23 protein-coding genes are annotated in these 24,317 nt (G+C 71.0%); 9 read left to right on the top strand and 14 right to left on the bottom strand.

Translation table 11 applies throughout. The features are described 5' to 3' along the window. Window positions 1–12 precede the first annotated feature (12 nt). From ACFWV3_RS13960 to ACFWV3_RS13950, 3 genes are all read right to left on the bottom strand, one after another. A complete protein-coding gene (locus tag ACFWV3_RS13960) occupies window positions 13–696 on the bottom strand; it encodes a DUF2306 domain-containing protein (RefSeq protein WP_382411493.1) in 684 nt (227 codons plus the stop codon). Between the two features lie 102 nt (window positions 697–798). Beyond that, entirely contained in the window at window positions 799–1,518 is a 720-nt protein-coding gene (locus tag ACFWV3_RS13955; protein WP_382411492.1) for an ABC transporter permease, read from the bottom strand. 30 nt (window positions 1,519–1,548) lie between these two features. Further along, entirely contained in the window at window positions 1,549–2,427 is an 879-nt protein-coding gene (locus tag ACFWV3_RS13950; RefSeq protein ID WP_382411491.1) for an ABC transporter ATP-binding protein, read from the bottom strand. A gap of 167 nt (window positions 2,428–2,594) precedes the next feature. On the opposite strand from ACFWV3_RS13950, the gene ACFWV3_RS13945 reads away from it, so the two are divergent. From ACFWV3_RS13945 to ACFWV3_RS13935, 3 genes are read left to right on the top strand one after another with little or no spacing between them, the layout of a single operon-like run. Next, window positions 2,595–3,671 (top strand): sensor histidine kinase, encoded by a 1,077-nt coding sequence (locus tag ACFWV3_RS13945; RefSeq protein ID WP_382411811.1) that lies wholly within the window; start codon window positions 2,595–2,597, stop codon window positions 3,669–3,671. Continuing rightward, window positions 3,668–4,270 carry a DNA-binding response regulator gene (locus ACFWV3_RS13940; RefSeq protein ID WP_382411490.1) on the top strand — a complete coding sequence of 201 codons (603 nt, stop codon included), beginning with the start codon at window positions 3,668–3,670 and terminating at the stop codon, window positions 4,268–4,270. The genes ACFWV3_RS13945 and ACFWV3_RS13940 overlap by 4 nt, the downstream gene beginning before the upstream one ends. An 8-nt stretch (window positions 4,271–4,278) precedes the next feature. Further along, window positions 4,279–4,932, top strand: a complete 654-nt coding sequence (locus ACFWV3_RS13935; RefSeq protein WP_382411489.1) for a GPP34 family phosphoprotein — start codon at window positions 4,279–4,281, stop codon at window positions 4,930–4,932. On the opposite strand, the gene ACFWV3_RS13930 is transcribed toward ACFWV3_RS13935, so the two are convergent. Further along, a complete protein-coding gene (locus tag ACFWV3_RS13930; protein WP_382411488.1) occupies window positions 4,933–6,165 on the bottom strand; it encodes a putative glycoside hydrolase in 1,233 nt (410 codons plus the stop codon). Window positions 6,166–6,385: 220 nt separating this feature from the next. On the opposite strand from ACFWV3_RS13930, the gene ACFWV3_RS13925 reads away from it, so the two are divergent. Beyond that, entirely contained in the window at window positions 6,386–7,612 is a 1,227-nt protein-coding gene (locus ACFWV3_RS13925; RefSeq protein ID WP_382411487.1) for an epoxide hydrolase family protein, read from the top strand. A 22-nt stretch (window positions 7,613–7,634) separates the two neighbouring features. Here the strand turns inward: ACFWV3_RS13925 and ACFWV3_RS13920 are convergent, their stop codons facing one another. The 7 genes from ACFWV3_RS13920 to ACFWV3_RS13890 all read right to left on the bottom strand — a co-directional run bounded on the left by ACFWV3_RS13920 (window position 7,635) and on the right by ACFWV3_RS13890 (window position 14,445). After that, the gene (locus ACFWV3_RS13920) at window positions 7,635–8,486 is read right to left on the bottom strand and encodes a DUF1963 domain-containing protein (protein WP_382411486.1); all 852 of its coding nucleotides are present in this window, start codon (window positions 8,484–8,486) and stop codon (window positions 7,635–7,637) included. Beyond that, window positions 8,486–9,340 carry a hypothetical protein gene (locus tag ACFWV3_RS13915; RefSeq protein WP_382411485.1) on the bottom strand — a complete coding sequence of 285 codons (855 nt, stop codon included), beginning with the start codon at window positions 9,338–9,340 and terminating at the stop codon, window positions 8,486–8,488. The genes ACFWV3_RS13920 and ACFWV3_RS13915 overlap by 1 nt, the downstream gene beginning before the upstream one ends. A gap of 36 nt (window positions 9,341–9,376) precedes the next feature. Then, a complete protein-coding gene (locus ACFWV3_RS13910; protein WP_382411484.1) occupies window positions 9,377–10,177 on the bottom strand; it encodes a hypothetical protein in 801 nt (266 codons plus the stop codon). 34 nt (window positions 10,178–10,211) lie between these two features. Then, the gene (locus ACFWV3_RS13905) at window positions 10,212–10,730 is read right to left on the bottom strand and encodes a DUF305 domain-containing protein (protein WP_382411483.1); all 519 of its coding nucleotides are present in this window, start codon (window positions 10,728–10,730) and stop codon (window positions 10,212–10,214) included. Further along, window positions 10,731–11,786 (bottom strand): DUF1996 domain-containing protein, encoded by a 1,056-nt coding sequence (locus tag ACFWV3_RS13900; protein WP_382411482.1) that lies wholly within the window; start codon window positions 11,784–11,786, stop codon window positions 10,731–10,733. 62 nt (window positions 11,787–11,848) lie between these two features. Further along, on the bottom strand, window positions 11,849–13,693 hold the full coding sequence (locus ACFWV3_RS13895) for a sigma-70 family RNA polymerase sigma factor (RefSeq protein ID WP_382411481.1): 1,845 nt from the start codon (window positions 13,691–13,693) through the stop codon (window positions 11,849–11,851). A gap of 86 nt (window positions 13,694–13,779) precedes the next feature. Then, window positions 13,780–14,445, bottom strand: coding sequence for a hypothetical protein (locus tag ACFWV3_RS13890; RefSeq protein WP_382411480.1), 666 nt, complete (start codon window positions 14,443–14,445; stop codon window positions 13,780–13,782). A 147-nt stretch (window positions 14,446–14,592) separates the two neighbouring features. On the opposite strand from ACFWV3_RS13890, the gene ACFWV3_RS13885 reads away from it, so the two are divergent. From ACFWV3_RS13885 to ACFWV3_RS13865, 5 genes are all read left to right on the top strand, one after another. Next, window positions 14,593–16,491 carry a glycoside hydrolase family 76 protein gene (locus tag ACFWV3_RS13885; RefSeq protein ID WP_382411479.1) on the top strand — a complete coding sequence of 633 codons (1,899 nt, stop codon included), beginning with the start codon at window positions 14,593–14,595 and terminating at the stop codon, window positions 16,489–16,491. A 218-nt stretch (window positions 16,492–16,709) separates the two neighbouring features. Beyond that, a complete protein-coding gene (locus tag ACFWV3_RS13880) occupies window positions 16,710–17,624 on the top strand; it encodes a DMT family transporter (protein ID WP_382411478.1) in 915 nt (304 codons plus the stop codon). Then, window positions 17,621–18,262 carry a serine O-acetyltransferase EpsC gene (gene epsC, locus ACFWV3_RS13875; RefSeq protein WP_382411477.1) on the top strand — a complete coding sequence of 214 codons (642 nt, stop codon included), beginning with the start codon at window positions 17,621–17,623 and terminating at the stop codon, window positions 18,260–18,262. Before ACFWV3_RS13880 ends, epsC begins: the two co-directional genes overlap by 4 nt. A 78-nt stretch (window positions 18,263–18,340) precedes the next feature. Next, entirely contained in the window at window positions 18,341–19,285 is a 945-nt protein-coding gene (gene cysK / locus ACFWV3_RS13870) for a cysteine synthase A (protein ID WP_382411476.1), read from the top strand. A gap of 6 nt (window positions 19,286–19,291) precedes the next feature. Then, on the top strand, window positions 19,292–19,786 hold the full coding sequence (locus ACFWV3_RS13865; protein WP_382411475.1) for a cupin domain-containing protein: 495 nt from the start codon (window positions 19,292–19,294) through the stop codon (window positions 19,784–19,786). A gap of 97 nt (window positions 19,787–19,883) precedes the next feature. Here the strand turns inward: ACFWV3_RS13865 and ACFWV3_RS13860 are convergent, their stop codons facing one another. The 3 genes from ACFWV3_RS13860 to ACFWV3_RS13850 form a co-directional block, all read right to left on the bottom strand. Next, the gene (locus tag ACFWV3_RS13860) at window positions 19,884–20,822 is read right to left on the bottom strand and encodes a zinc-dependent alcohol dehydrogenase family protein (protein WP_382411474.1); all 939 of its coding nucleotides are present in this window, start codon (window positions 20,820–20,822) and stop codon (window positions 19,884–19,886) included. A gap of 178 nt (window positions 20,823–21,000) precedes the next feature. After that, window positions 21,001–22,443 carry a hypothetical protein gene (locus ACFWV3_RS13855; RefSeq protein WP_382411473.1) on the bottom strand — a complete coding sequence of 481 codons (1,443 nt, stop codon included), beginning with the start codon at window positions 22,441–22,443 and terminating at the stop codon, window positions 21,001–21,003. Window positions 22,444–22,689: 246 nt separating this feature from the next. Beyond that, on the bottom strand, window positions 22,690–24,036 hold the full coding sequence (locus tag ACFWV3_RS13850) for an endo-1,4-beta-xylanase (RefSeq protein ID WP_382411472.1): 1,347 nt from the start codon (window positions 24,034–24,036) through the stop codon (window positions 22,690–22,692). Window positions 24,037–24,317: the final 281 nt, after the last annotated feature.

The following is a 24,317-nucleotide window of genomic DNA, read 5'->3' as shown; positions in this document are numbered from 1 at the left end:
GCGCGCCGGGCCTCATGCTTCGCCCGCGGCCACCTTCCTGCGCCGGGCGAGCGGTGCGAGGAAGCGCTGGACGATGAAGTACTCGGCCACGAGAACGTTGCCCAGCAACGACAACCACGCGCTGACCGTGTAGACCTCGCGGTACTCCAGCCACGTCACCGAGTTCATCAACGCGATGAGCGGCAGCTGGTACAGCCGCAGGGTCACCGCGGCGAACGTCAGCGCGTAGTTGCGGATCATCCAGATCCGGTGAAGCTGCACCTCGCCCCGCCGGATCGTGCGGTAGGCCTTCGCGGCGGTGAAGAGCCACGCGACGATCAGCACGAAGAACGCGACCTGCAACGCGAACCCGCTCTTCGTGACGGCCGCGGAGTAGACGGCGGCGAGCGAGGCCGCGACGACGGCGACCAGGTAGACCCTGCCCGTCACCCGGTGCAGCACCGGGAACCGCGTGCGCAGCTTCGGCACGAACTGCCACGGACCGGTGATGAGCGCGATCCCGGCCGGCACGGCGTGGATCACGAGGCTCGTGTAGTACCCCGGCGTGATGCGGTCCAGGCCCGGCACGGTGGTGCCCCCGACCAGGTACGGCGGCACGAAGACGCCGGCGGTGACGAGCGCGGGTACGGCGACGAGCCCCCACCCGAACCACCACCAGCGCCTGCCGGAGGTCCGCGACGCGACTGCTGTGGACATGCCTTGGTCCTGCTTCCTGTGCGGAGACGATCGGCACGATCCTGGTCTCGGCACAGGGGGGTCGCGTCGGTACGAGTTGCCTAGATCCGTTGCCTAGGTCAGTCACCGCCGAGGCTCCCAGCGGAACAGGCGCGCGGCGAGCGCGGCGGCCACGACGACCCACGCGAGCGTCGGCGCGAGCAGGAGCAGCGAGTCCGACACGGCGACCCCGCCGCTCCACGCGTTCACCACGAGCTCCGTCGCCGACCCTCCCGGCAGCAGGCGCTTGAGCAACGTGAGCTCGCCGGTCCCGCTGATCCCGACCCAGCTCGCGACGGCGACCACCCCGAGGCAGACCGGCAGCGTGGTGACCTGGGCGTGCTCGGGGGAGTTCGTCAGGCCCGCCGTGGCCAGGGCCAGGCCGACCATCATGAGCGCGGTCGTGAGGACGGCCACCGCGAGCAGCACCGGGTCGTCCGGTGCCGTCGTGACCACCGCCAGCACGGCCAGGACCACCGTGACCTGGACCAGCGCGATCGCGGTGGCCGGCAGCACCAGCGCGGTCAGGATGCCCGCGTCGCCCGCCGCCGTGGAGCGCAGGCGCTTGAGGAACAGGTTCTGCCGGCGGGAGGCCAGTGTCGTCACGGAGCTCGCGTACAGGCCGAACGCGGTCACCGTGAACATCACGATCGCCGCGATGTAGCCCAGGCTGCCGATCTGCGTGAAGAGGTCGTGCTGGTACAGGAAGAACGCGCTGACCGCGATGGGCATGACGAAGCTGGTCACCAGCACCGACCGGTTCCGGAAGAGCTGGACCAGTTCGCTGAGGAAGATCGGGCGCACGGAGGGGTCCTTTCTGGACGGTCGGGGTGGTCAGTCGCCGATGGCGCGGAAGACGTCGTCGAGACGGGTCGGCCCCGCTTCCAGGTGGTGCAGCTCCACGCCGTGGTCGCCGGCCCAGCGCAGCAGCACCGCCAACGCCTTCTGCAGCTCGAAGGTCTCCACCACGTACCTGTCGCCTTCGGTCGTCGCGTTGAGGGGGAGGACGGGTGCGGGCGTGGGCAGGCCGAAGCGGATGACGGACGGCAGGGTGCCGGTCAGCTCGGCGACGGTGCCCTCGCGGTGGAACCGGCCCCGGTGCATGAGCCCGATCCGGTCGGCGTGCTGCTGGGCCTCTTCCAGGTAGTGCGTGGTGAGCACGACCGTGGCGCCGTCCTCGCGCAGCCTGTCCACTGTGGACCACAGGTCGTCGCGGGACTGGATGTCCAGGCCCGTGGTGGGTTCGTCCAGGAAGATCAGCTCGGGCGAGCCCCAGACGGTGGTGGCGAAGTCGAGCCGGCGCTTCTCGCCGCCGGAGAGCTGGGAGACCTTCGTGTCCGCCTTGCCGGTGAGCCCGACGACGTCCAGGACGCGGCCGGCCCGGTCCGTGCGGCGGGTGAGCGCGCCGACGAGCCGGACGGACTCCGCCACCGTCAGGTCGGGCGTGAAGCCGCTGTCCTGCAACATGATCCCCATCCGGGGACGCACGGCGGCGCGGTCGGCCGGACTGCGGCCGAAGACGCGCACGGTGCCCGAGGTGGCGGCGCGGTGGCCCTCGACGGTCTCCAGGGTCGAGGTCTTGCCGGCGCCGTTGGTGCCCAGCAGCGCGTACAGCTCGCTCCTGCGCACCTGGAAGGACAGGTCCCGCACGGCGTGGAACTCGCCGTACCGCACGTTCAACCGGTCCACTTCGATGACGGGTGTGGTCGACATGCCGTCGATCCCACCGGTCGGGGCGGCCGTCCGGCAGTGGCGCCACGTCACCACGAAGGCATGACGTGGCGTCACTGGTGAGGTCCGGCACCCGGCGAAATACTGGTGCGGTGACAGAGAGCCACAGTGGACACCCGCAGCGGTACACCACGTCGGCGCGCGGCCGGATGAGCAGGCTGAACCTCACCACGCAGCTCGCGGTGCTCGTCCCGGTCGGGACGGTGCTGATCGTCTTCGACGCCACCCGGTGGTGGGAGGCGGTCGTGCTGGTCGCCGGACTGCTCGTGGCGATCATCGCGGTCGTGCGGTGGGCGAGGGACGACCTCAGGGCGATCGCGGTGCCCTGCCTGGCGCTCAGCGCGGCCGTGTGGGTCTTCGGCGTGCTGGTCAGCGGCAGCAGCACGGCGTTCTACAGCGTCCTGGTCGTCGGCCCGCTCATCGTGCCGGGACTGCGGCGGCACCGCGTTCCGGCCGCGGTGGCACTGGTCGCGTTCGTCGCGGCAGTCGGGGCCGGGCGGCTGCTGGTGACGCACGGCGACGCGGGCTGGGTCGCTTTCCAGTACGTGCTGGTCCCGGCCGTCGTCATGGTGTTCACGCTCGGGTTCATGTTCGCCAACCAGGCCTTCTACGCGCTGCTGGACGAGCTGGACGAGGCGCGCGAGCACGAGGCGGAGCTGGCCGTGGCGCGGGAGCGGATCCGGTTCGCCAGCGAGCTGCACGACATCCAGGGCCACACGCTGCACGTGGTGAAGCTCAAGACCGCGCTCGCCGGGAAGCTGGTGCGCCGCGACGCCGGCCGGGCGGAGGAGGAGCTGCGCGAGATCACCGCGCTGGTCGGCGACACGATCAAGCAGACCAAGGAGCTCGCGTACGCCCAACGGCGGCTCAACCTGGCCGGTGAGCTGGAGAACGCGAAGAACCTGTTCGAGGCCGCCGGCATCCGGGTGCGGGTCGTGCGGGAGGCGGCGGTGACCGGGCCGGTGAGCGAGCTGCTCGCGCAGGTGCTGCGCGAGACGACCACGAACGTCCTCCGGCACGCGGAGGCGGCCCTGGTGCGGATCACCCTGGTGGAGGCGGGGATCACGATCGTCAACGACGGCGCGACCGGCGACGACCGGCCGGAGCTGCGGGGCCTCGCCACGCTGCGGGACCGGCTGGCCGGCGCCGGGGGAGAGCTGACGGTGGCGCGGACGGGCGGCGAGTTCGTCACGGCCGCGGTGTTCCCGTCAGGGGTGGCGCGATGACGACCGTGGTGCTGGCCGACGACGAGGCGTTGCTGCGCAAGGCGATGGCGGCGTTGTTGCCGATGGAGGGCGACATCACGGTGCTCGCCGAGGCCGAGAACGGCGAGCAGGCCGTCGCCGCCACGCTCGAGCACCGGCCGGACGTGCTGGTCGTCGACCTGGAGATGCCCGGCGTGGACGGACTCGGCGCCGTGGCGCGGATCCGCGGGGTCCTGCCGGACCAGGTGATCCTCATGCTCACCCGGCACGCCCGCCCCGGCGTGCTGCGCAGGGCGCTCAAGCTCGGGGTGCAGGGGTTCGTGAGCAAGTCCGCCGACCCCGCCCACATCACGGCGGTGATCGCCGCCCTGCACAGCGGCAGGAGGTGGGTCGACCCGGACGTCTCCGCGCTCGCGGTGGCCGACGACTGCCCGCTCACCGACCGCGAGGTCGACGTGCTGCGCGCGACGGGGGACGGCTACTCGGTCGCCGACATCGCGGCCCGGCTGCACCTCGCCGAGGGCACCGTCCGCAACTACCTGTCCAACGCCATGCAGAAGACGCAGACCAGGACCAGGCACGAAGCCGCCCGGTTCGCACGAGAACACGACTGGCTCTAGGGAGAACCATGCTGATCGCCGAAGACCTCGCCCTGCTGCTGATGGACGACGAGTCCGGCACACCGGCCGCCGCGGGCACCCTGCACTACACGATGGGCGGCGCGGTGCTGGTGGAACTGGCCCTCGACGGCCTGGTCGACGTGCGGGACCGCAAGGTCGTGCTGACGGGCGACCGGGCTCCGGAGGACCCGCTGCTGCGCGCCGGGTGGGACAAGGTCGCCGAGAAACCGCGGTCCGTCGACACGACGCTGCTCAAGATCGGCGCCGACGTGTGGAAGCAGGTCGTCGAGCGGCTCGTGGAGCACGGGATGGTGCGCCGCGAGGAGAAGCGGGTGCTGGGCCTGTTCCGCACGACGTCGCTGCCCGCCGCGGACACCCGGCGCGAGGACGAGGTGCGGCAGCGGATCCGCGCGGTGCTGGTCGACGGCGCCGACCCCGATCCCCGCACCGCCGCGCTGACCGCGTTGCTGTCCGCGAGCGGCGCCCTGCCGGCACTGCGGCCGAAGCTCGCCTGGTCGGGCGAGGTGGCCCGGCGCGCGAAGGAGCTGGAGCGCGGCAACTGGGGCGCGGAGGCGGTGAGCACCGCGGTGATGCGGACGGCGGCGGCCATCGCCGCGTCCAGCACCGCCGCGGTGCTCGCCGTGGTCACCACGGCGACGTGATCAGCAACCGGCTCGCAGCACGGCGCCGGTCGTGCCGGGCAGGCTCATCGACGTGACCGGCGCTCCGTCCTGGTCGGTGTAGGTGCGCTGCAGCGGGACGGCGACCTCGGGACTCCCCGTGGGGTTGGCGTTCACCAGTGCCACGCCGCAGGTGAAGTCCCGGCGGTACACCTTGTCGGCGACCTGCCGGTACGGGCCGGCGGGGTAGCCGAGGTACCAGTCGTACTCGGGGTGCCACGGCGCCGGGTCGCCGTAGCCGTCGGTCTTCGCGACCTCGGCGATGGAGGCCAGGCCGGAGGTGGTCATGTACAGGCTGGCGAGCGCGTACCGGAAGGCCTTCGTGTCACCGGCGTCGAAGTGCGGCTGCACCCAGGTCATCTTGCCGCCCGCCTCGTTGACGGCGATCTGGGCGACCTGCGAGCGCCAGCCCTGGTCGTAGTCCTCCAGGAGCCGGTCGCTCGAGAACGCGAGCCACCACTCGTCGAACCCGCCGTCGACGTAGGCGCTGTAGGCCTCCCAGCCGCCCGGCTGCAGACGGGCGTTGGCGAGGTTCGCGACCGAGGTCAGCCCCGCGGCGGAGAACCCGGCTTTCACCTCGGCGAGCATTCCCAGATAGGCCTGCTGGAATGACGTGTTGTCAGGATATTTCGCCGGGCATTCGCCCGGATGGTAGGCGTCGCAGGTATAAAGGGCGTTGTCCAGGAACACCCCGTCGAATCCCGTCGACTTGGCGTTCGCGACGGTGGCGTCGACCCACGCTTTCCGGTAGCCGGGGTCTCCGACGTCCATCTGCCAGTGACCGTCGTAACCGGAGTATTGCAGCTCCTCGCCGCCGGCGCCGCGCAGGAACCAGCCGGGGTTGTTCGCGCGGACGTCGCAGTAGCCGAGCCCGGTGGGCAGCTGCGCGTCGTCCACGCCGTCCGTGCAGGCGTACGAGCGGGTGGAGGAGAGGTCCTTGTACACGTAGACCCGCACGGCCGGGTTCACGGCCTTGAGCTTGTGCAGGAGGTCGCCCTCCCAGGCGTTCAGCACCACGTGGGCGCGACGCTTCGCCTCGGTCGCGATCGTGGCGTCCGACACCGGCGTGCTGTTGAGGTGGAGCCAGAACGACTGGGAACGTCCCGCGGGGGCGGGGCCCTGCGCGGTCGCGGGCGGCGTGCCCGTGACCGCGACCGCGAGGAACGCCACCGAGACCAGAAGAATTCTCCGCGCCTTGCCTGTCCGCTCAAGCATTTGTTTCCTCCAAGCCCGTGATTCGACTTCGTGGTGTTGTGCGGGAGCGCACCGGCCGGATACCCGGATTTCGTCGGAAACAGGTACTTGCGAGGTAAACCACCTGTTGCGGGAAGGGTTTCGGTCGCACTGACACCGAGGGTGTGAAACGGTTCCCGCGTGAGCGTGTATTCCTGTCGGTAGCATCGCGAAGTGTTGCCGCACAGTGAGGAATCGCGTCTTGCCCGACTCGCACGCCCTTGAGCCCACGCCGATCCACGTGCCCGACGAGGTCCTCGCCGACCTCCGCACCCGCCTCCGGCAGACCCGTGCCCCGCTGGACGAGGGCAACGACGACTGGTCGTACGGCGTCCCGGCCGGTTATCTCGGTGAGCTGATCGACCACTGGCGCGACGGCTACGACTGGCGCAGGGCGGAGGCGGCGATCAACGCCTACGACCACCACGTGGCCGACGTGTCCGGTGTCCCGGTGCACTTCCTGCGCAAACCGGGCCGCGGCGACGCCATCCCGCTGATCCTCACGCACGGCTGGCCGTGGACGTTCTGGCACTGGTCGAAGGTGATCGGCCCGCTGGCCGACCCGGCGGCGCACGGCGGCGACCCGGCCGACGCGTTCGACGTCGTCGTGCCGTCACTGCCCGGCTTCGGCTTCCCCGGCCCGCTCACCGGGTTCCCGGACGTCAACTTCTGGAAGGTCGCCGACCTCTGGCACGTGCTGATGACCGAGGTGCTGGGGCACGAGCGCTACGCCGCCGCGGGCTGCGACATCGGCGGGCTCGTCTCCAGCCAGCTCGGCCACAAGTACGCGGACGCGCTGTACGGCGTCCACATCGGGTCCGGGCTGCCGCTCGACTTCTTCACCGGCCCCCGCGCGTGGGACTTCGCCCGCAACCGGCCGCTCACCGACGACCAGCCGGCCGGCGTCCGGGCCAGGATCATCGAGCAGGACCGCCGCTGGGCGTCCCACCTGGCCGTGCACCTGATCGACGGCGCCACCCTGGCCCACGGCCTGAGCGACTCGCCGGCGGGCCTGCTCGCGTGGCTGCTGGAGCGGTGGAACGCCTGGAGCGACAACGGCGGCGACGTCGAGTCGGTGTTCACCAGGGACGACCTGCTCACGCACGCGACGATCTACTGGGTGAACAACTCGATCGCCACGTCGATGCGCTACTACGCCAACGCCAACCGCTACCCGTGGACGCCGTCGCACTCGCGCACGCCGGTCGTGGAGGCCCCGGTCGGGCTGACCTTCGTGAGCTACGAGAACCCGCCCGGCATCCACACCGCCGAGGAACGCGTCCGGGCGTTCGAGACCGGGCCGATGGCCGGGTACTTCAACCACGTCAACCTGAACGCCCACGAGCACGGCGGTCACTTCATCCCCTGGGAGAACCCCGGGGCGTGGGTGGACGACCTGCGCCGGACGTTCCGCGGCCGACGAACCTGAGGCCGCGGAACGTCCGCGCCGGTCACGGGTTCCAGTACCTCGTCACGAAGACGCGGTCGAACCGGCGGGCCACGAGGTCCTCGCGCTGGACTCCCCAGTGGACGGTGGCGCCCTCCCAGCCCTCGACGTCGGTGTGCCAGTCGGCGAGCAGCACCCAGTCCGCCGGGTCCCGCGACACGTCGTCCGGCACCCCGTGCTGCTCGATGGAGTGGACGACGGCCTCGATGACGGACTCGAGCGGGTCCTCGCCGCCGATCCCCTCCTCGTCCGCGTACCCGCCGAGCTGGATCGCGCCCCAGTCCGGCTCGTCCTCGACCAGCTCCCGCACGAGCTCCAGCAGCTCGGCGGAGTGCGGGGGCCACTCCGGCTCCCACCAGTCAGCCGGGTAGGACTCGTCGCAGTAGCCGGGCAGCGTCACGTCCGGCGTCGCCCGCAGCTCACCCTGCGGGTACTGCTCGATCCGCTCCCGGTACTCGTCCACAGTGGACCACCAGGAGAAGTGCTTGTCCCGTTCCACCACGGGGGTTCCGGCCGGGACGTACACCGCGCTGCCGGCGCGGGCGTCGCAGTTGTCGTCCTCGGGGAACGCGAACAGCAGCAGGTGGCCGTCGTCGGGCAGGGGCAGGCCGGCCGCCGCGGCGGGCAGCGCCGCGAGGTCGAGGGAGGCGACGAACGGGTGCTTCTGGTCGGGGACGTCGGGCGGGAGCAGGAGCGGGCCGCCGAACCGGCCGACGACGGGTCCGTCGCCCCTGAGCTCCAGCCTGACGCTGGGACGGGCGACGGCGGCCCACCGCTCGATCTCCTCGGTGGAGAACCCCCGTGCCGCAGCCTTCTCGCGGAAGACGCGCAACCGCTCGCGAAGGTGGCCGCTCATCACGGGTTCCAGTACTTCGTGACGAAGACGCGGTCGAACCGCTGGTCCTCCAGGTCCTGGCGCTGCATCGCCCAGTGCACGCTGCAGCCCTCCCACCCGTCGATGTCGACCTGCCAGTCGGCGAGCAGCACCCAGTCCGCGGTGTCCTCCGACACCGCGAAGTCGACCTTGCCCTTGGCCGCGGCCGCTCCTGCCTCGTGGACGACACCCTCCAGCGGCGCGTCGAGGTCGACCACCTCCTCGGCGGCGAACCCGCCGAGCTGCAGCGACCCCCAGTCGGTCTGCGCCTCGCGGACGTCGCGCAGGAGCTCCAGCACCTCCTCCGAGTGCGGCGGCCAGCCCGGCTCCCACCGGAGGTCGGCGGGGTAGCCCTCCTCGCAGAAGTGCGGCAGCGACAGGTCGGCCGTGGCGTGCAGGGGTCCCTCGGGGAAGCCGTCGATCTGCTCCTGGTAATCCTCCACAGTGGAGTACCACGAGTAGTCCTTGTCCCGCTCCGCCACGGGAGTTCCGGCCGGGACGTACACGGCGCTGCCGATGTCGCCGTAGCAGCCCTCCTCCTCCGGGAAGACGAACAGCAGCAGGCGGCCGTCCGTCGGCAGCGGCAGGTCCGTGATCCCGGCGGGCAGTGCCGCGAGGTCGATGGCGGCGACGTAGGGGTGCGCGGGGTTCGGGAAGTCCGGCGGCAGCAGGAGAGGGCCGCCGAACTCGCCCACGACCGGTCCGGCGCCGCCCGGCACGAGTCTCGCGCAGGGCCTCGGTAACTCCGCCCACCGCCGCACTTCATCGGTGGACAATCCTTGTGCGGCAGCCTTTTCGCGGAAGACGGTCAGTCGTTCGCGCAGCGGGGAGCTCATGCCCCGGCATGCTAGGGCAAGCCCTTTCCACGAACCTCAGACGGTCGGTGCGGGATGGGCGCGCGTCCAGTCGTCCACGTGGAACGGCGATACTCCATTCGCGACTGATGCGTGCGCGACGACCTCGGCCGGCACCTTCCCGTCCACCATGCCGAGCCGCTCGCGATAATCCGCCACGAACGCCGCAGCCACCACGTCCGCCGTCAACCCGGGCGAGTGGTCCGCCACCCCCGCGATCGAACTGCGGCGCAGGTCGTAGCCGAGCGCGTCCGACACGTCCTCGATGACGGCGCGGACGCGCGGGGAGACGGAGACCTGGACCACCGTGCTGAACAGGGAACCGGTGGCGGTCACGCGTTGCGCCGAGCCCACGACCTTCGCGACGCCGCCGACGTTGATGCTGTACTCGCCGGGGCAGTACTCGCCGTTCACCTCGCCGACGCGCGCGTCCAGGTCGCCCAGGTCGCGCAGCACGCGCACGTGGCTTTCGGCGTTGGCGGCGAAGGTGGCGCTGCCCGCGTGCTCGATGCCGGTGGTGCGGTCGAGGTGGTCGATCACGACGGCGCCGCTGTCGTAGGCGACCATCCGTCCGCCCGGTGAGCGGACGACCGTCGCGAAGCCCGCCGCGTGCGCCACCGCCGTGGCGGCGGCGATGCCGGGGGAGCGGAGGTCTCGGCCGCTGAAGGCGACCGTCGGGCCGCTCGGGACGTAGACGTGCACGAGCTGCGACCACGACGCCTCCGGTGCGCGGAGCAGCAGTGCCGGGACCACCAGCTCGGTGACTGCGCTGCCGGTGCTCCCGGACGCGAGGAGCCGGGTGTGGTCGAGGTGGGTCACCCCGCGATTCTCGACCACGACCCGGCTCAGCTCGTCATGCGGCACCCAGGAGTGCGAGGAACTCCGCTCGGGTGCGGTCGATGCTCGCGCCCAGGTCGCGCACCGGCTGGTGCCGCCCGGACGCGAGCTCGGCGCGCGCGACGGTGCGCGCCTCCTCGAACTGGGTGCGCAACAACGTCCTGAGCTGCTCGTCCGCGTCGGGCGAGTGCTCGAGCGACGCCAGCTCGGCCGCCGTGATCATGCCGGGCATGTCGTGGCCCTCGTGCTGGTCCGACTCCGGCCGGCCCGCCCGCGCGAGCACGTCGCGCAGGCGGACCAGCTCCGCCTGGTAGGTGGCGGCCACCCGGTCCGCCACCGGGCGCAGCGCGGAACCCGGTCGCGCGAGGGCGAGTGCGGCGAGCGCCGACTCGTTCTGCGGGATCACGAGGTCCACGAACGCCAGGTCGGTGGCGGACAGGTCGGGTGGGGTCGCGGCGGTCCCGGAGGTTTCCTGTGCGGCCTGGGCGCTGCATCCCGCCACCGCCAGGACCACCGCGAGTACAAGTGCCCTCATCTAGGGGCGGCCGTTCGGCCCGCACTTGACGATCCGGTTGATGCAGTCGCGGACGCGCTGCGCCATCTCGGCCTCGGGCCAGGCGTTGAAGAAGTCGCCGTGCATGGTGAAGCCGGGCCCGGACGACAGCTTGATCTTCGCCGGGTCGCCGCTCACCGGGTAGCGCAGCACCTGGCGCAGCTTGGGCACGGGCACCGGGTGCGTGGCGGGGCAGTCGCCCGCGACCGGGTAGGCCATGTGGCTCTTGTGGTCGGCCGAGTCGAGGTCCTTGCCGTTCCAGCACTGCGGGAAGTCCAGGTAGGACTCGAGCATCGTGCCGGCGGGGCAGGTCACGAAGTCCTTGGAGGCGCCCACGTGCCCGGCGTGCAGGCACGACCAGCGCGACTGGGTGGTGCCATCCGGTGCGGTGGCCTTGGCGTTGCCCGCGACGATGCGCAGGCCGTGCGGCAACGGCTGGATGCGCGCGGTCACGTCGTCGCGCACGCCCTCACCGAGGTAGTAGAACGTGGTGCCGGTCGGCTCGACGGGCTGGCCGTCGACCAGCAGCGTGGGCACCCAGTACGACGAGAGGTCCTTCTTGGGGTTGCACGAGCTGTTCGCCTTGTCGAGCGTCTCGATCGTCGTGTGCGCGTTCGTCGACTCGTTGCCGAAGAAGCTGTGCGAGTGCGAGGCGCCGGGCAGGTTCGGCAGCACGATCGGGTCGTCGGGCAGGCGGTGCGTGAACGGGCACTCGGCGACGAACTCCGCGACGCGCACAGCGTTCGCGGGGATCGGCTCCTGCGGCGGCAGGACGACGGCGGCCTTCGTGGTCGCCGGGGCGGCCGCGGTGGAGGAGCCGGTCCCGGCGGGAGCGGCCGTCGTGGGATCGGCCGTCTTCGTCTGCGCCTGCGTGGTGGTGCTCGTCGTCGTGGTCGTCGAGGACGCGACCGGCGGGGCCTTGGGCGGCGTGAAGAACATCGCGTTCGCGGTCACCGCGGACGCGGCGACGCCGGCCACGGCGAGGACGGCGATCAGGACGCGCCTCCGCAACCGTGAAGGAGCCGGGGCGTGGGTCATCGAAAGTCCTTTCGAGCAGGGTGAGCTGACACAGGGGTGGTGGAACGGGGACGACGGAGGGCTCAGCCCGCGTCGCGGTAGGCCTGACCGGCCTGGTTCGGGGTGCCGCCGGGGGCGTAGAGACCGGTGCCCGGCTTGTCGGCGGGCAGCGCGAACCACGCGTACCGCTCGACCCACGGGAGGCTCTCCATCATGGCGCTGGACCCGCGGGCGAACGCCGCGAGCTGCGCCTGCGACGGGTAGCGCGCCGAGCCGCCCGAGAAGTCGATGAGCGAGTACTCGGTGAGCCACACCGGCTTGCCGTAGCGGTTGTGCACCGCTTCGAGGTAGTTCTTCAGGTGCCCGACGGCGGCGTCGCTGAAGTCGGAGCCGTACCAGTGCACCGCGATGAAGTCGACGCGCAGGCCTCGTTGCGCCGCACCGGTCATGAACTGGTCGAGCCAGCCACCCGCCTTGTCGCCGCTGTGCGCGACGGCGGGGCTGCCGACCCGCAGCCCGGTCGCCGTGAGCTTGGGCCACAGGTCGAGCGCCTGCTGCGGCGACATGTTGGCCTGGTCGGGGAAGTCGGGCTCGTTGAACCCGAGCAGCACCTTGCCGTTGGCCTTCGCACGGGCGATGGTCGCGTCGTCGGTGAACTTCGCGCCCCAGATCATCGGCACGAACTCGACGTTCGCCGGGGTCGGCACGCCGTCGGGGTGCACGGCCCAGTTGTAGTACCAGCCGGCCCGGACGTCGGTCAGCGCCTTGCCGACGCCGTCGAAGTTCCAGGTGCTGACCCCCTTCTTCGCCGACGCCGCGATCCGGGTCGCGGGCGCCGGCGGAGGGGGCGGTGCCGCCGCTGTCGTCGACGACGGCAGGGGTGTCGTCGAGACGGGCGGCACCGACGTGGTGGTGGGCGGCGTGGTCGTCGGCGTGCTCTCGGTCGTGGCCGTGACCGCCGCCGCGACCGGCTGTTCCTCGCGGGAGGGCAGCACCGCGACCACGATCGCCCCGGCGGCCACCACCGCGGCGGCCGCGGCCGCGACGGGCTTCACCAGCGCGCCCTTGAGGAACAGGCTGAGCTTGCCGCTCGTGACGGGGTCGACCGGGGCGGCGTGGGAGAACGTCACGTGCGTGCCGACCAGCGCGGTCGGGTCGAACCCCAGCGCGGCGGGCAGCGGCACCAGCGGCAGCCGGGCGATCAGGCCCTCGACGGACGCCAGGTCGTGACCGGCCCGCTCGCAGCGGGCGCAGTCGCGGCTGTGCCGGGCGATCCGCTTGCGCCACAACGCGCTCGGGTCGCCGTCCCAGTCCGCGACGACGTCGGCCAGCTCCGGGCAGCGCGGTGAGCGCTCCAACGTCCGCACGACGATCCGGGCGGCGTCGAGCTGGGCCTTGACCCGCTGCACGCGCACGGCGGTGTGCTGCGGCGTGAGCTCGAGCGCGTTGGCGACCTCCGTGCGGGTGAGCCGCCCGGCCGCCTCCAGCCACCACAGGGACAGCAGCTCGCGCTCGTCCGCGCTGAGCCACCGGGTGGCCGCCACGACCTCGCGGCGCTGCCCGGACAGCTGCAGCCGCATGATCGTGAGGTCGACGAAGTCCGCGCCGGGGTCGGCGAGGTCGTCCGGCATCTCGCCGGTGACCGGCACGCGCTGGCGTTCCCGGTGCCGCATCCGGACCTGGTTCATCGCGATCACGACGAGCCACGACCGGAACCCGGCGGGGTCGCGCAGCGAGGACAGCCCGTGGACCGCCCGCAACATGGTCTCCTGGACCACGTCGTCGGTGTCCGCGTGCCCGCCGAGCGCGTGCCCGACGATGTTGTAGACGAGGGGCAGGTAGCCGCTCACCAGGTCGTCGAGCGCGCGCTGGTCGCCGTCGCGCGCGGCCACCACCGTCGCGACGCCGGGTTCCCGCACTGCCGCCATGCCCACCTCACTTGCCGGTCCAGGGTCCTCTGACCAGGAGATGTCCCAGGTGAGCGGCAATAACAACTTTTCCGGCGACTTTTTTCTCAGGCCTTCGGGTCCGCCTTCGACGCCAGGTAGAACAGGCCGGCCGTGGCGACGATCAGTCCACCGGCCAGCTCGCTGTTCCCGCGGAAGTAGACCACGACGGTCGCGACGAAGCACGTGAACCCGAGCAGCGCGAGGACCCGGCCGGCGGTCCTGCGGGCCCCTGTGGACGGTGGCGGCGGGACCGTCCCCTCCGGAAAGCCCCAGTACGGGAACGGTCCCGGCCGGAACCGCCAGTCGTCCTCCTCGCGCAGCCGGACGACGGCGGGGTGCCGCCGGGCGTACCGCAGGCGGCGCGGCGCCAGGAGGTCGAGCGGCAGCCAGGCCTGCCGGATCGCGACCCACCCGAGAGCGGGGACGAGGGCGGCTCCTGCCCAGACCGCCGCGACCGCCTTCGAGCCGGGGTTGATGCCGAGTAGCACGTCCAGGCCGCCACTGGCGGCGTACGCGATCGGCGCGGCGAGAGCGAGGACCATCGCCAGTTGCTCGACCAGGTGGCCCCGGTGGCAGCGGGCGCAGCGGGGCACGAGCACGACCTCGCGCTGCCACGTCGTGCGGATGAGCACGATCCACGGGGTGAGGCTCGTGTCGACGCCCTTGTGCAACCCGACGGCGCGGTCGTGCCACCGGTGCCCGGCCGTCCGGCCGCAGAACCAGCACTCCATCCGCCACCCCCGGTTGCGCTCGACGGCGACCCTAAGCGCGAAACCTTGCCGAAATCTTGTCCGGGACATGAACCGGTCACGCCGTTGACCTGGTCGTGCCGGGTTCACGACCATGAGAGCGTTCCCACGGATGCGGGGGTGGTCGGCGTGCTGAACCTTCTCATTGCCTTCCTGGTGGCGTTGGCGCCGATCTCCGCGCCGCCCAGTGGCCCGTCCGGTGGCCCGGCGACAGCCGTCAGCTCTCCGACCGGCGGTCCGGCGACACCGAGCGGTACGGCCACTCCCGGCACGTCGGCCCCCGGCACGCTGTCCGTGGCGGCCGAGGTCGTCTGCGTGCTCGCGTGCGACACCCTCGACCCGTCCCGCGCGGCGCAGGAGATCTTCCCGGTGCCGGAGCGGCAGCTCAACGGCCGGCGGATCGTGCTGCACGTGTCCGACCGCGACGGCATGGCGTGGGGGAGCGTCGACAACGGTGTCACCGGCGACTCGGTGTGGCTGGACCGGTCGTGGGACGGCGGCGCGAGCTGGGAGGGCCTGCTCGGCAGGGCGAGCATCCCGAGCACGTGGACCGGCACCAGGACGTTGATGTACAACGTCACCGACCCCGTCCACCACAGGCGCGGCCTGATCCGCGCGTGCGGCGACGCGGCGGGCGTGACCTGCACGGACTGGATCTACCCGACGGTGTGCGACGTGCTCTGCGACCGCACGAACGCGAGCCAGGCCAACGGTGACGCGCAGCCGGTGCCGCCGACGACGTTGTACGGCCGCACCATCCGCCTGCACACCGACCTGAACGGCATGGCGTGGGGCACCATCGAGGCGGGCGGCGCGGGCGACGAGATCTGGCTCGACCGGTCGTGGGACAGCGGTGCGAGCTGGCCCGGCGGCTCCTCGCTCGGCCGGACGGCGACGCCTTCGGGCTCGACTTCCACGCGCACCACCCTGTTCGCCACCCGTGACCCCCGCGGCCGCCACTACGGCGGAGCCGTGCGCGCGTGCGGCCGGGAAGCGGCGCACAACGAAGGCAGCTGCACGGCGTGGGCGCGCCCGGCACCGAGCAGGCCGCGCGCCGCCGCGGACGCCCTCATGTACTCCTACGACCCGTCCACGGCCTGGTGGCCGTCGAGCTGGTGGAACTCGGCGACGACGCTGAACGCCCTGATGGACTCCGGGATCCGCGAGTACGACTGGGTGGTCTCGCGGACGTTCGACGTCAACCGCGGCACGTTCGCCGCGGGACAGCGCAGCACGGATCCGGTCGAGGGCAACTTCATCAGCCGCTCGATCGACGACAGCGCGTGGTGGGGCCTCGCCTGGGTCGCCGCCTACGACCTCACCGGCGACCAGCGCTACCTCTCGATGGCCACCACGATCGCCAACTACGTGCACCAGTACTGGGACACCCGCACGTGCAACGGCGGCGTCTGGTGGGACCGCGAACGCACCTACAAGAACGCCGTCACGAACGGCCAGTACCTGAGGCTCACCGCGTCGATCAGCCGCCGCACGCCGGGCGACACCACGTGGCTGCAACGCGCCCGCACGGCCGCCGACTGGTACCTGAACAGCGGCCTGATCGGGTCCGCGGGCCTGGTCAACGACGGGCTCACGAGCGACTGCCGCAACAACGGCCAGACCGTGTGGACCTACAACCAGGGCCTGGGCATCGGCGGGTTCGTCGAGGTCTACCGCCTGACCGGCGACTCCCGCTACCTCGACGCCTCGCGCAAGCTCGCGGACTCGGCGATCGCGAGCACGGTGCTCACCCGCAACGGCGTGCTCACCGAGTCGTGCGACACCGGCACGAGCTCGTGCGACGACAACCAGAAGCAGTTCAAGGGCATCTTCGTGCGCTACCTGAAGGACCTGACCAGGGCGACCGGCTCCAGCGCCTACCAGCAGTACCTGACGCGGCAGTCCGACTCGGTGTGGGCGAGCGACCGGGACGCGCTGAACCGGATCGGGCAGCGGTGGGGCGGCGGCAGCTCGAACCAGGTCGACTGGCGCACGCAGGCGAGCGGCCTGAACGCGGTCATCGGCTGACCGGGGGCAGAGCCGAGCGGTTGATCTTCGTCCGGGGCGGGATGTCTCGGCGACCGATGCGAATTTGACGGACAGCGACGGACGACGCTGTCCGTTCGGTCGCGTTCGTTCGCGGCTGCACTGCTTCTCACCTGCGCCGGGTCCGCGACTCGACCGCGCCACTAGTTACCCATGGTGAAGTTTCGGGACCACTGACAGATGACCCGAATCGAGAAGCAATGGACAAGGCATCCGTCGCGCGCTTCCTGCTGCTGGCGCTGCTCTGGGGAAGCAGCTTCACCTTCATCAAGGTGTCCCTGGAAGGGTTGACACCGGGACAGCTCGTGCTCACCAGACTCGTCCTGGGCGCGGCCGTCCTCCTCACGATCGCGGCGATCAGCAAGATCGCCCTGCCGCGCTCCGTCCAGGTCTGGGGCCACATCGGGGCCGCCGGCCTGTTCGGCAACGTGATCCCGTTCCTGCTGCTGTCCTACGGCGAGAAGACGACCGGCGCGGGCATCGCGGGTGTCCTCATCGGCGCGTCGCCGTTGCTGACGCTGGCGCTGGCCACCGCCGCGCTGCCGACCGAGCGCGCCACACCGCGCAAGGCCGTCGGGCTCGGGCTCGGGTTCATCGGCGTGGTGCTGCTGGTCGGACCGTGGCACGAGTCGCTCGGCTCGCTGAGCGGCCGCCTGGCCTGCTTCGGCGCGGCCATCAGCTACGCGGTCGGCTTCGTCTACGTCCGCAAGTACCTGTCCCCGCTCGGCCTGAAGCCGCTGGCGCTGGCCGCGTCGCAGCTCGTCGCGGCGGCGGTGCTGCAGGCGGTGGTGACGCCGTTCCTCGACTGGCGCGTCCCGGACCTGACCGGCTCGGTGACCTTCAGCATCGTCGTCCTCGGCCTGTTCAGCACCGGCCTGGCCTACGTGCTCTACTTCCGCCTCATCGGGGACGTCGGCGCGACCACGGCCTCGGCGGTCAACTACGTGGTGCCGGTGTTCGCGGTGCTCATCAGCGTGCTGTTCCTCGGTGAGCACATCACCTGGAACCTCATCGCCGGTGGCCTGGTCGTGCTGGTCGGCGTGGCCTACGCGGAGAACCGGCTCGGGCAGCTGCGCAAGAAGAACGACCCGGCGACCGCCGGAGCGGTCCGGTGACCCCGCGGGCGCTGCTCCGGATGATCACCGACGACCTGGACATGGTGATGGACCGCGACCCGTCGATCCTGTCGCGCAGCGAGGCACTGCTGCACCCGACGGTCATCGCGGTCTGGGGCTGGCGCGTCTCGCACCGGCTGCACCTGCGGGGTCATCGGCGCAGCGCCCGGCTCGTCATGGTCCTCGCCCGCCTGCTCACCGGCGGGATCGAGATCCACCCCGGCGCGACGATCGGCCGCGGGTTCTTCATCGACCACGGCGCGGGCGTGGTGATCGGCGAGACGGTCGAGATCGGCGAGGACGTCACGATCTTCCACCAGGTGACGCTCGGCGCCGTCGGGTGGTGGCACGACAACCAGCGGCCGGAGGGCTCGCGGCGCCACCCGAAGCTCGGCGACCGGGTGGTCGTCGGGGCCAACGCCACGCTGCTCGGCCCGATCTCCGTCGGCCACGACTCCGTGGTGGGCGCCCAGGCACTCGTGATCCGCGACGTGCCGGCGGACTCCCGCGTCCTGGCGCCGTTCTCCATCCCGAACCTGAGGTCGACCCGCGGCGTGGCGAAGGCGGCCAAGCCACGCCAGTCCGTGGTGGTCGCGGGCCAGAAGCACAAGGGCGCGGCCGTCTTCCCCAGCTGGTGACCAGCGAAGCAGATCGGAGGGCTCGTGGAGACCCGAGTCAGTCAGCCCCTCATCCACCGACCGCCTGCCCAGTCGCTCGTGGACCTGATCGGGGGGACACCCACCGTCAGGCTCGATCTCGGTGTCACCACAGCGCACCTGTACGCCAAGCTGGAGATGGCGAACCCGCTGTCCAGCGTGAAGGACCGCGCCGCGCTCTACATGGTCGACGGCGCGGAGGAACGCGGTCAGCTCACCAGGGGCTCGGGCACGATCGTCGAGGCGACGTCGGGCAACACCGGCATCTCCCTGGCGGCCATCGCGGCGGCGCGCGGCTACAAGTGCGTGATCGTGCTGCCGGACAGCGCCACCAGTGAGCGGATCGCGCTGCTGAAGGCGTTCGGCGCGGAGATCGTGATGACGCCCTACCAGGAGGGGTACGTCGCCGCGATCGCCAAGGCCGAGGAGATCTACCGCGAGCGGCCCGGGTCGTGGTTCGCCTGCCAGCACGAGAACTCCGACAACGTGGCGGCGCACTACTCCACCACCGGGCCGGAGATCTGGAACGACACCGACGGCGAGGTCGACGTCTTCGTCTGCGGTGTCGGCACCGGCGGCACGCTCAGCGGCACGGCGAAGTACCTGAAGGAGCGCAACCCCGCGATCCGCGTGGTCGCGGTGGAGCCGGAGGGCTCGCCCGTGCTCAGCCAGGGCTGGGGCGGCCTGCACCGCATCCCCGGTCTCAACGGCGGGTTCGTGGCGCCGACGACCGAGGTCGGGCTGATCGACGAGGTGCTGACGGTGTCCAACGAGGACGCCTACGCCACCGCGCGCGAGCTCGCCAGGACGGCGGGACTGCTGGTCGGCGTCTCGTCCGGCGCGGCCGCCCATGCCTGCCGCGTGCTCTCCGCGCGACCGGAGTACGCGGGCAAGAACTTGGTCACCGTCTTCCCGGACACGGGCGAGCGGTACCTCTCGTGGTTCAACCAGGAAGACACGACGACCGACACCGGCGAGACGCACGCAGCCACCAACGAGGAGTGACCAGACATGACGCAAGTGCCCAACATCCTGCTTCCCGGCGAGGGCGAGTCGGTGCAGATCGGCACCACCACGCACACCACCTTCAAGGCGCAGGGCAAGGAGACCGACGGCAAGCTCGGCATCTACGAGCACCGGATGGCTCCCAACGCGCCGGGCGCCTCGCCGCACGTCCACAACGAGCAGCTGGAAGCGTTCTACGTGCTGAGCGGCATGGTGGAGCTCCACCTCGACGGCAAGTCGTTCGCCGCGCCGCCCGGCACCTACGTGAACGTGCCGATGGGGATGTCGCACGGGTTCCACAACCCGTACAAGGACCAGGCCACGATGCTCATCATCTTCACGCCCGCCCTCAACCGCGAGGAGTACTTCCGCGGCCTCGCCGAGATGTACGCGGACGGCAACAAGCCCACCGAGGACGAGCTGCTGACGCTGATGGCGAAGTACGACCAGTTCGAGGTCACGATGAACGGCTACGACGTCCCGAACTGGGGCCGTCACTGAGTTCTTCCCCCTGCCCGCGGGCGTGGTGACCACTCCGGTCGCCGCGCCCGCGGTGTCGTTCCCGGCGCGTCGGCGTGCCCGGCTCCCGGGTGGGGGATCAGACCGTCAGCACGATCCGGCCGAAGACCTCTCCCGCGTCCATCCTGCGGTGTGCGAGCGCGGCCTGCTCCAACGGCAGTCGCTCGTGCACCACCGCGCGCAGCTCACCGCGGACGGCGGCGGCGAACTGGTCCGCGCGCACCTCGCGTTTCGCGGGCTCGGGCACGGTCGCCGCGCTGAACGTCGCGAACGACAACGACTTCTGGAACGCCGCCATCATCCGTGCGCCGAAGTCCGCCGGCGGCTGACCCGCGACGGCACCGACCACGACCAGGCGCCCGTTCGGGTTGAGGCGGTCGAACAACGACGGCAGGTCCCGGCCGGCCACGACGTCGATGATGACGTCGTAGCTGCCGGACGACCCGGAGCGGTCCAGCACGTGGGTCGCGCCGAGTGCGCGCAACCGTTCGCCCCGTTCGGCTGACGACGTGGTGACCGACACCGTGCCCTCGCGTGCCGCGAGCTGGACCGTCATGATCCCGAGGCTGCCGGACGCGCCCCGCACCAGCACGGACTCGCCGGGTGTGAACCGGGCGTGCGCGAGGCCGAAGTGCGCCACCACCCCGGCGCTGCCGAGCGCCACCGCGTCGGCGACCGGCAGGTCCGCGGGCAGCGCGACGACCTCCTCGGCCGGCGCCACCGCCAGCTCGGCATAACCGCCGCTCCCGGTGGACGCCCACACCCGGCGGCCCTTCCACGACGGGTCCACGTCCTCGCCGACCGACGTGACGACGCCCGCGACCTCACCGCCGAGCACATGGCCTTCCCGGAATCCGTAGGAGGCGAGATCACCGCGCCGGATCATGACGTCCACTCCGCCCACCCCGGCCGCCTCGACGGCGATCAGGACCTGGTCGGGGCGTGGAACCGGGACCGGGAGGTCGACCAGAGCCATGCCCTCCGGACCGCCGAACGAGTGCACCGCGACAGCCTTCATGGCGTTCGACGCTAACGGAAGTTCCAGCGGGTGTGCCCGGAAGTGAGAGCGCGGAGGAAAAGTGCCTCAGTCACGCCTGTCCAACCCGGACGGCCGGCTTCCGCGTGACCCGCAGGAAAGGCCCGTCCGGGCAGCGCCCTCCTCGGCGCTGCCCGGACGGTTCAGGAGGAGGACCCGCCTACCTGGTCCCGACGACGACGATCGTCTCGACCACTCGTTCGTTGTCGACCGGGTGGTTGTCCTCGTGGCCGGCGAGGCGCACCCGCGCCTTCAACGTCGCCTTGCCGAGCAGTTCGTCCTCGCGGGTGATGGTGTACGTGAAAGGCACGACCGCCATGCCGTCCTTCGCCAGCGGCAGGGTCTCCGTGCCGACGACCTCCCAGTATCCGGTGGCCTTGCGGCGCAACAGCTCCACGACGACGTTCTCGTCGTACCGGTTTGTGGTGAGCGACGCTTCGACGGTCGTGGTCTCGCGCAGCTTCGCGGTCGCGGGCGCGACGAGGTTCGACACCGTGACGTCGTGCGTCTCGACCTTCAGCTTCTGGGTGGTGGTGCCGGAACGGCCGTCCGTCGTGTACCCGCTGATCGTGATCTCGTACTCGCCGTCGGCGGCGTACCGGTGCAGGACCTGCGACACCCCTTCGGAGGCCCGCAGGGGTGCGGACGTGCCGTCGCCGAAGTGGATCTCGCCGCCGCGCAGCCAGCGGCCGGCCGGGTCGCCCGGCTCGATGCCGAACCGGACCTCGTCGAAGACACCGGGCTGTTCCGGGAGGACGTACCTCGCGAAGGGCTTGATCTGCGGCGCGTCCTCCACCCGCAACGTCAGCGGCGCCGTGCCGTAGATGCCGTTCGCGACCCGGATGTAGTAGGTCTCACCGGCCGAGGAGGCGAAGACCGCCGGCTGGTGGCTGGTGTTCAGACAGTCCACTTCGGCCAGTGCGCTGCCGCGGAAGACGCTGACGGTCGCGTTGCTCAGGTCCTGGGCGACCCGCGCCGAGAGGAACCCCGCGTGGTCGGCGGTGTGGCGGTACCACACCGATCGCGTCGTGGAGCTCTCGCAGCTCGGCTGCACCTCGCCCGCCTCGAGCGTGGCGGCACCGGTGTCACCCGCGACGTCGGTGCCGAACGGCACGTCCACGGCCGCCGCCAGGTCGTCGTTGGCGACCCTGGGCACGAGCCGCAGCTCGAACCCGACGGGACCGGCGAACTCCCTGTCCTGCACCAGGAAGTGGTACGTGCTGCCCGCGGTGACCGCGAACGTGTCCGAACCGCCGCCGTGCGGGTACTTGCACGCTCCCGGCGTCCAGGTCAGCGCGCCGCGGGCCCCGGTGTACGCCGAGATGGTGGGCTTCCGGTCGTCCGGGCGGTCGGTCGCCATCCTGACGAAGCCGTCGGCCGGTGCGGTGTAGCGGTACCAGACGCTGCTCGTGCTCCAGTCGCAGCTCGTCGGGTCGTCGTTCGCGGCGGTGCCCTCGCGTGTGTCCACAGTGGACGAGAAGGGCAGTGCGGTGACCACGGTGGCGTCCGCGAAGTCGTCGTTGGCCGGTGGTGCCGCGTGGGCGGTACCCGGTGCCAGTGCGGCGGCCAGCACGGCCGCGGCACCGATCATCAAAGCGCGCAAAGGAGAACCCCAGTTTCCGGGGGCCGCATCGGTGCGGCCCCTCGTCAGCTGGAAACGCGCGCCGCGGCGCTGAGGATGGCTCGGCCGGGAAATTGGATCTTCCGCCGCAGCGGTGCGCGGCCGAAAGGATCATTCGGCCGCTCCGGCGGGTGTGGACGGTCGCGGATGCCGCGTGCCTCACAACCATCGACCCGGGTGAAGCACGGGAGGTGCGGGAGGGCCGGAAAACCCTCCCGCACCGTCAGCTCAGCCGGCCTGGCAGGAGATGGTCGGCCAGCTCCAGTTGCCGCCGTGCTGGATGGTGAAGCCGAACGTGTTGCCGTTGCCGTTCGGCCGGGCGGTCATCACGTTCTGCGAACCCCACGACGCGTCGGTGTTCCAGGTGGCGATGATCCGCTGGGGATAGCTCACCGTGACGGTGACGACCCAGTTGTCGGTGCCGGACACGGTCACGTTGCCGTTGAAGCGGTCACTCCACTTCTCGCCCTCCGAGTACGTCGCCGTGCAACCCCCGCCGCCGGGGTTGGACGTCGTCGTGGTGGTGGTCGTGGAGGTCGGAGTGGTGGTGCCGGTGCCGCTGTTCAGGACGTTGAGCACCGAGTTGTAGGCAGCCTTCTTGTTGCCGCTGCCGTCGAACAGCAGCGGGGTGCCCGACGAACGCCACGAGTCGCTGTCGCGGATGCCCCACACGGTGATGCCGGTGCAGCGCGAGACGGCGAGGCAGGCCTGCGTGACGCCCTGGAACTGCTGCGCCTGCGAGCTGCCGGAACCCTCGATGTCGAGCTCGGTGATCTGCACGTCCACGCCGAGAGCGGCGAAGTTCTGCAGGGTGGTGTGGTAGTTGGACGGCACGGGGTTGCCGCTGTTGAAGTGCGCCTGGAAGCCGACGCAGTCGATCGGGACGCCGCGGGACTTGAAGTCCTGCACCATCCGGTAGACGCCCTGGGTCTTGGCGGCCGACCAGTTGTCGGTGTTGTAGTCGTTGTAGCAGAGCTTGGCGTTCGGGTCGGCCGACCGCGCCGCGCGGAAGGCGGCCTCGATCCAGTCGTTGCCGGTGCGCTGCAGGTTGGAGTCGCGGCGTCCGCCGCTGCTGCCGTCGGCGTACGCCTCGTTCACGACGTCCCAGGCGTAGATCTTGCCGCGGTAGTACGTAGCGACCTGGGTGATGTGGTTGAGCATCGCGTTGCGCAACGAGCTGCCGGACATGTTCTGCATCCAGCCGGGCTGCTGCGAGTGCCACGCCAAAGCGTGTCCGCGCACTCGTTTGCCCTGGTTGCGGGCGTGGTTCACGATCCGGTCGCCGTTGCTGAAGCTGAACTGGTTCTGGTTCGGCTCCGTGGCGTCCATCTTCATCTCGTTCTCGGCCGTGACCATGTCGAACTCCCTGTTCAGGATTCCGACGTAGGTCGAGTCGCCGAGCTTGTTCGCAGCGACCGCGGTGCCGAAGTAACGACCGCTCTGAGCAGCGGCCGCACCGAGCGTGGAAGCGGCACCGCTGGCCGGTGCCGCCGAGAGGAGCGCGGCCCCCGCGGTGGCGGCGACCAGGGAGGAAATGAGGGCGAAGCGGCTTACTGACTTCACTGTCAGCGTCATTTTTCGGCGCTTTCTTTCGGGGCGAGTGGCCTGCGCCATGACCACTCGCCGAACGAATCAAGGCGGAGTCAGTATTGAACGGGACGGTGCGCCCGATCAAGGGTCCATTCGAATTGAACACGTCCTGCGGAATGTTTCGAAAAGCCGCAAGAAATATCGAAAAGTTTCGAAAACATCAGCCGACGGCGACCACACGCGCCCACTCGGGCGGGAGGTGGGGGACGTGGTCGGGATCGTCCTCGTCGTAGCCGCGGTCTCGCGCGAAGAGGCCGACGACCGTC

Source organism: Lentzea sp. NPDC059081 (assembly GCF_042738015.1).
Taxonomy (GTDB): domain Bacteria; phylum Actinomycetota; class Actinomycetes; order Mycobacteriales; family Pseudonocardiaceae; genus Lentzea.
This window is presented reverse-complemented; position numbering and strand designations above follow the sequence as displayed.

What these genes read in the sequence shown, in the direction of transcription:
- ACFWV3_RS13890 (WP_382411480.1), bottom strand. Translation starts at nt 14,445, where the DNA reads ATGGAGTGCTGGTTCTGCGGCCGGACGGCCGGGCACCGGTGGCACGAC.
- ACFWV3_RS13915 (WP_382411485.1), bottom strand. Translation starts at nt 9,340, where the DNA reads ATGAGCTCCCCGCTGCGCGAACGACTGACCGTCTTCCGCGAAAAGGCT.
- ACFWV3_RS13945 (WP_382411811.1), top strand. Translation starts at nt 2,595, where the DNA reads ATGAGCAGGCTGAACCTCACCACGCAGCTCGCGGTGCTCGTCCCGGTC.
- ACFWV3_RS13865 (WP_382411475.1), top strand. Translation starts at nt 19,292, where the DNA reads ATGACGCAAGTGCCCAACATCCTGCTTCCCGGCGAGGGCGAGTCGGTG.
- ACFWV3_RS13880 (WP_382411478.1), top strand. Translation starts at nt 16,710, where the DNA reads ATGGACAAGGCATCCGTCGCGCGCTTCCTGCTGCTGGCGCTGCTCTGG.
- ACFWV3_RS13935 (WP_382411489.1), top strand. Translation starts at nt 4,279, where the DNA reads ATGCTGATCGCCGAAGACCTCGCCCTGCTGCTGATGGACGACGAGTCC.
- ACFWV3_RS13895 (WP_382411481.1), bottom strand. Translation starts at nt 13,693, where the DNA reads ATGGCGGCAGTGCGGGAACCCGGCGTCGCGACGGTGGTGGCCGCGCGC.
- ACFWV3_RS13850 (WP_382411472.1), bottom strand. Translation starts at nt 24,036, where the DNA reads ATGACGCTGACAGTGAAGTCAGTAAGCCGCTTCGCCCTCATTTCCTCC.
- ACFWV3_RS13860 (WP_382411474.1), bottom strand. Translation starts at nt 20,822, where the DNA reads ATGAAGGCTGTCGCGGTGCACTCGTTCGGCGGTCCGGAGGGCATGGCT.
- ACFWV3_RS13920 (WP_382411486.1), bottom strand. Translation starts at nt 8,486, where the DNA reads ATGAGCGGCCACCTTCGCGAGCGGTTGCGCGTCTTCCGCGAGAAGGCT.
- ACFWV3_RS13930 (WP_382411488.1), bottom strand. Translation starts at nt 6,165, where the DNA reads ATGCTTGAGCGGACAGGCAAGGCGCGGAGAATTCTTCTGGTCTCGGTG.
- ACFWV3_RS13960 (WP_382411493.1), bottom strand. Translation starts at nt 696, where the DNA reads ATGTCCACAGCAGTCGCGTCGCGGACCTCCGGCAGGCGCTGGTGGTGG.
- ACFWV3_RS13950 (WP_382411491.1), bottom strand. Translation starts at nt 2,427, where the DNA reads ATGTCGACCACACCCGTCATCGAAGTGGACCGGTTGAACGTGCGGTAC.
- ACFWV3_RS13905 (WP_382411483.1), bottom strand. Translation starts at nt 10,730, where the DNA reads ATGAGGGCACTTGTACTCGCGGTGGTCCTGGCGGTGGCGGGATGCAGC.
- ACFWV3_RS13940 (WP_382411490.1), top strand. Translation starts at nt 3,668, where the DNA reads ATGACGACCGTGGTGCTGGCCGACGACGAGGCGTTGCTGCGCAAGGCG.
- ACFWV3_RS13900 (WP_382411482.1), bottom strand. Translation starts at nt 11,786, where the DNA reads ATGACCCACGCCCCGGCTCCTTCACGGTTGCGGAGGCGCGTCCTGATC.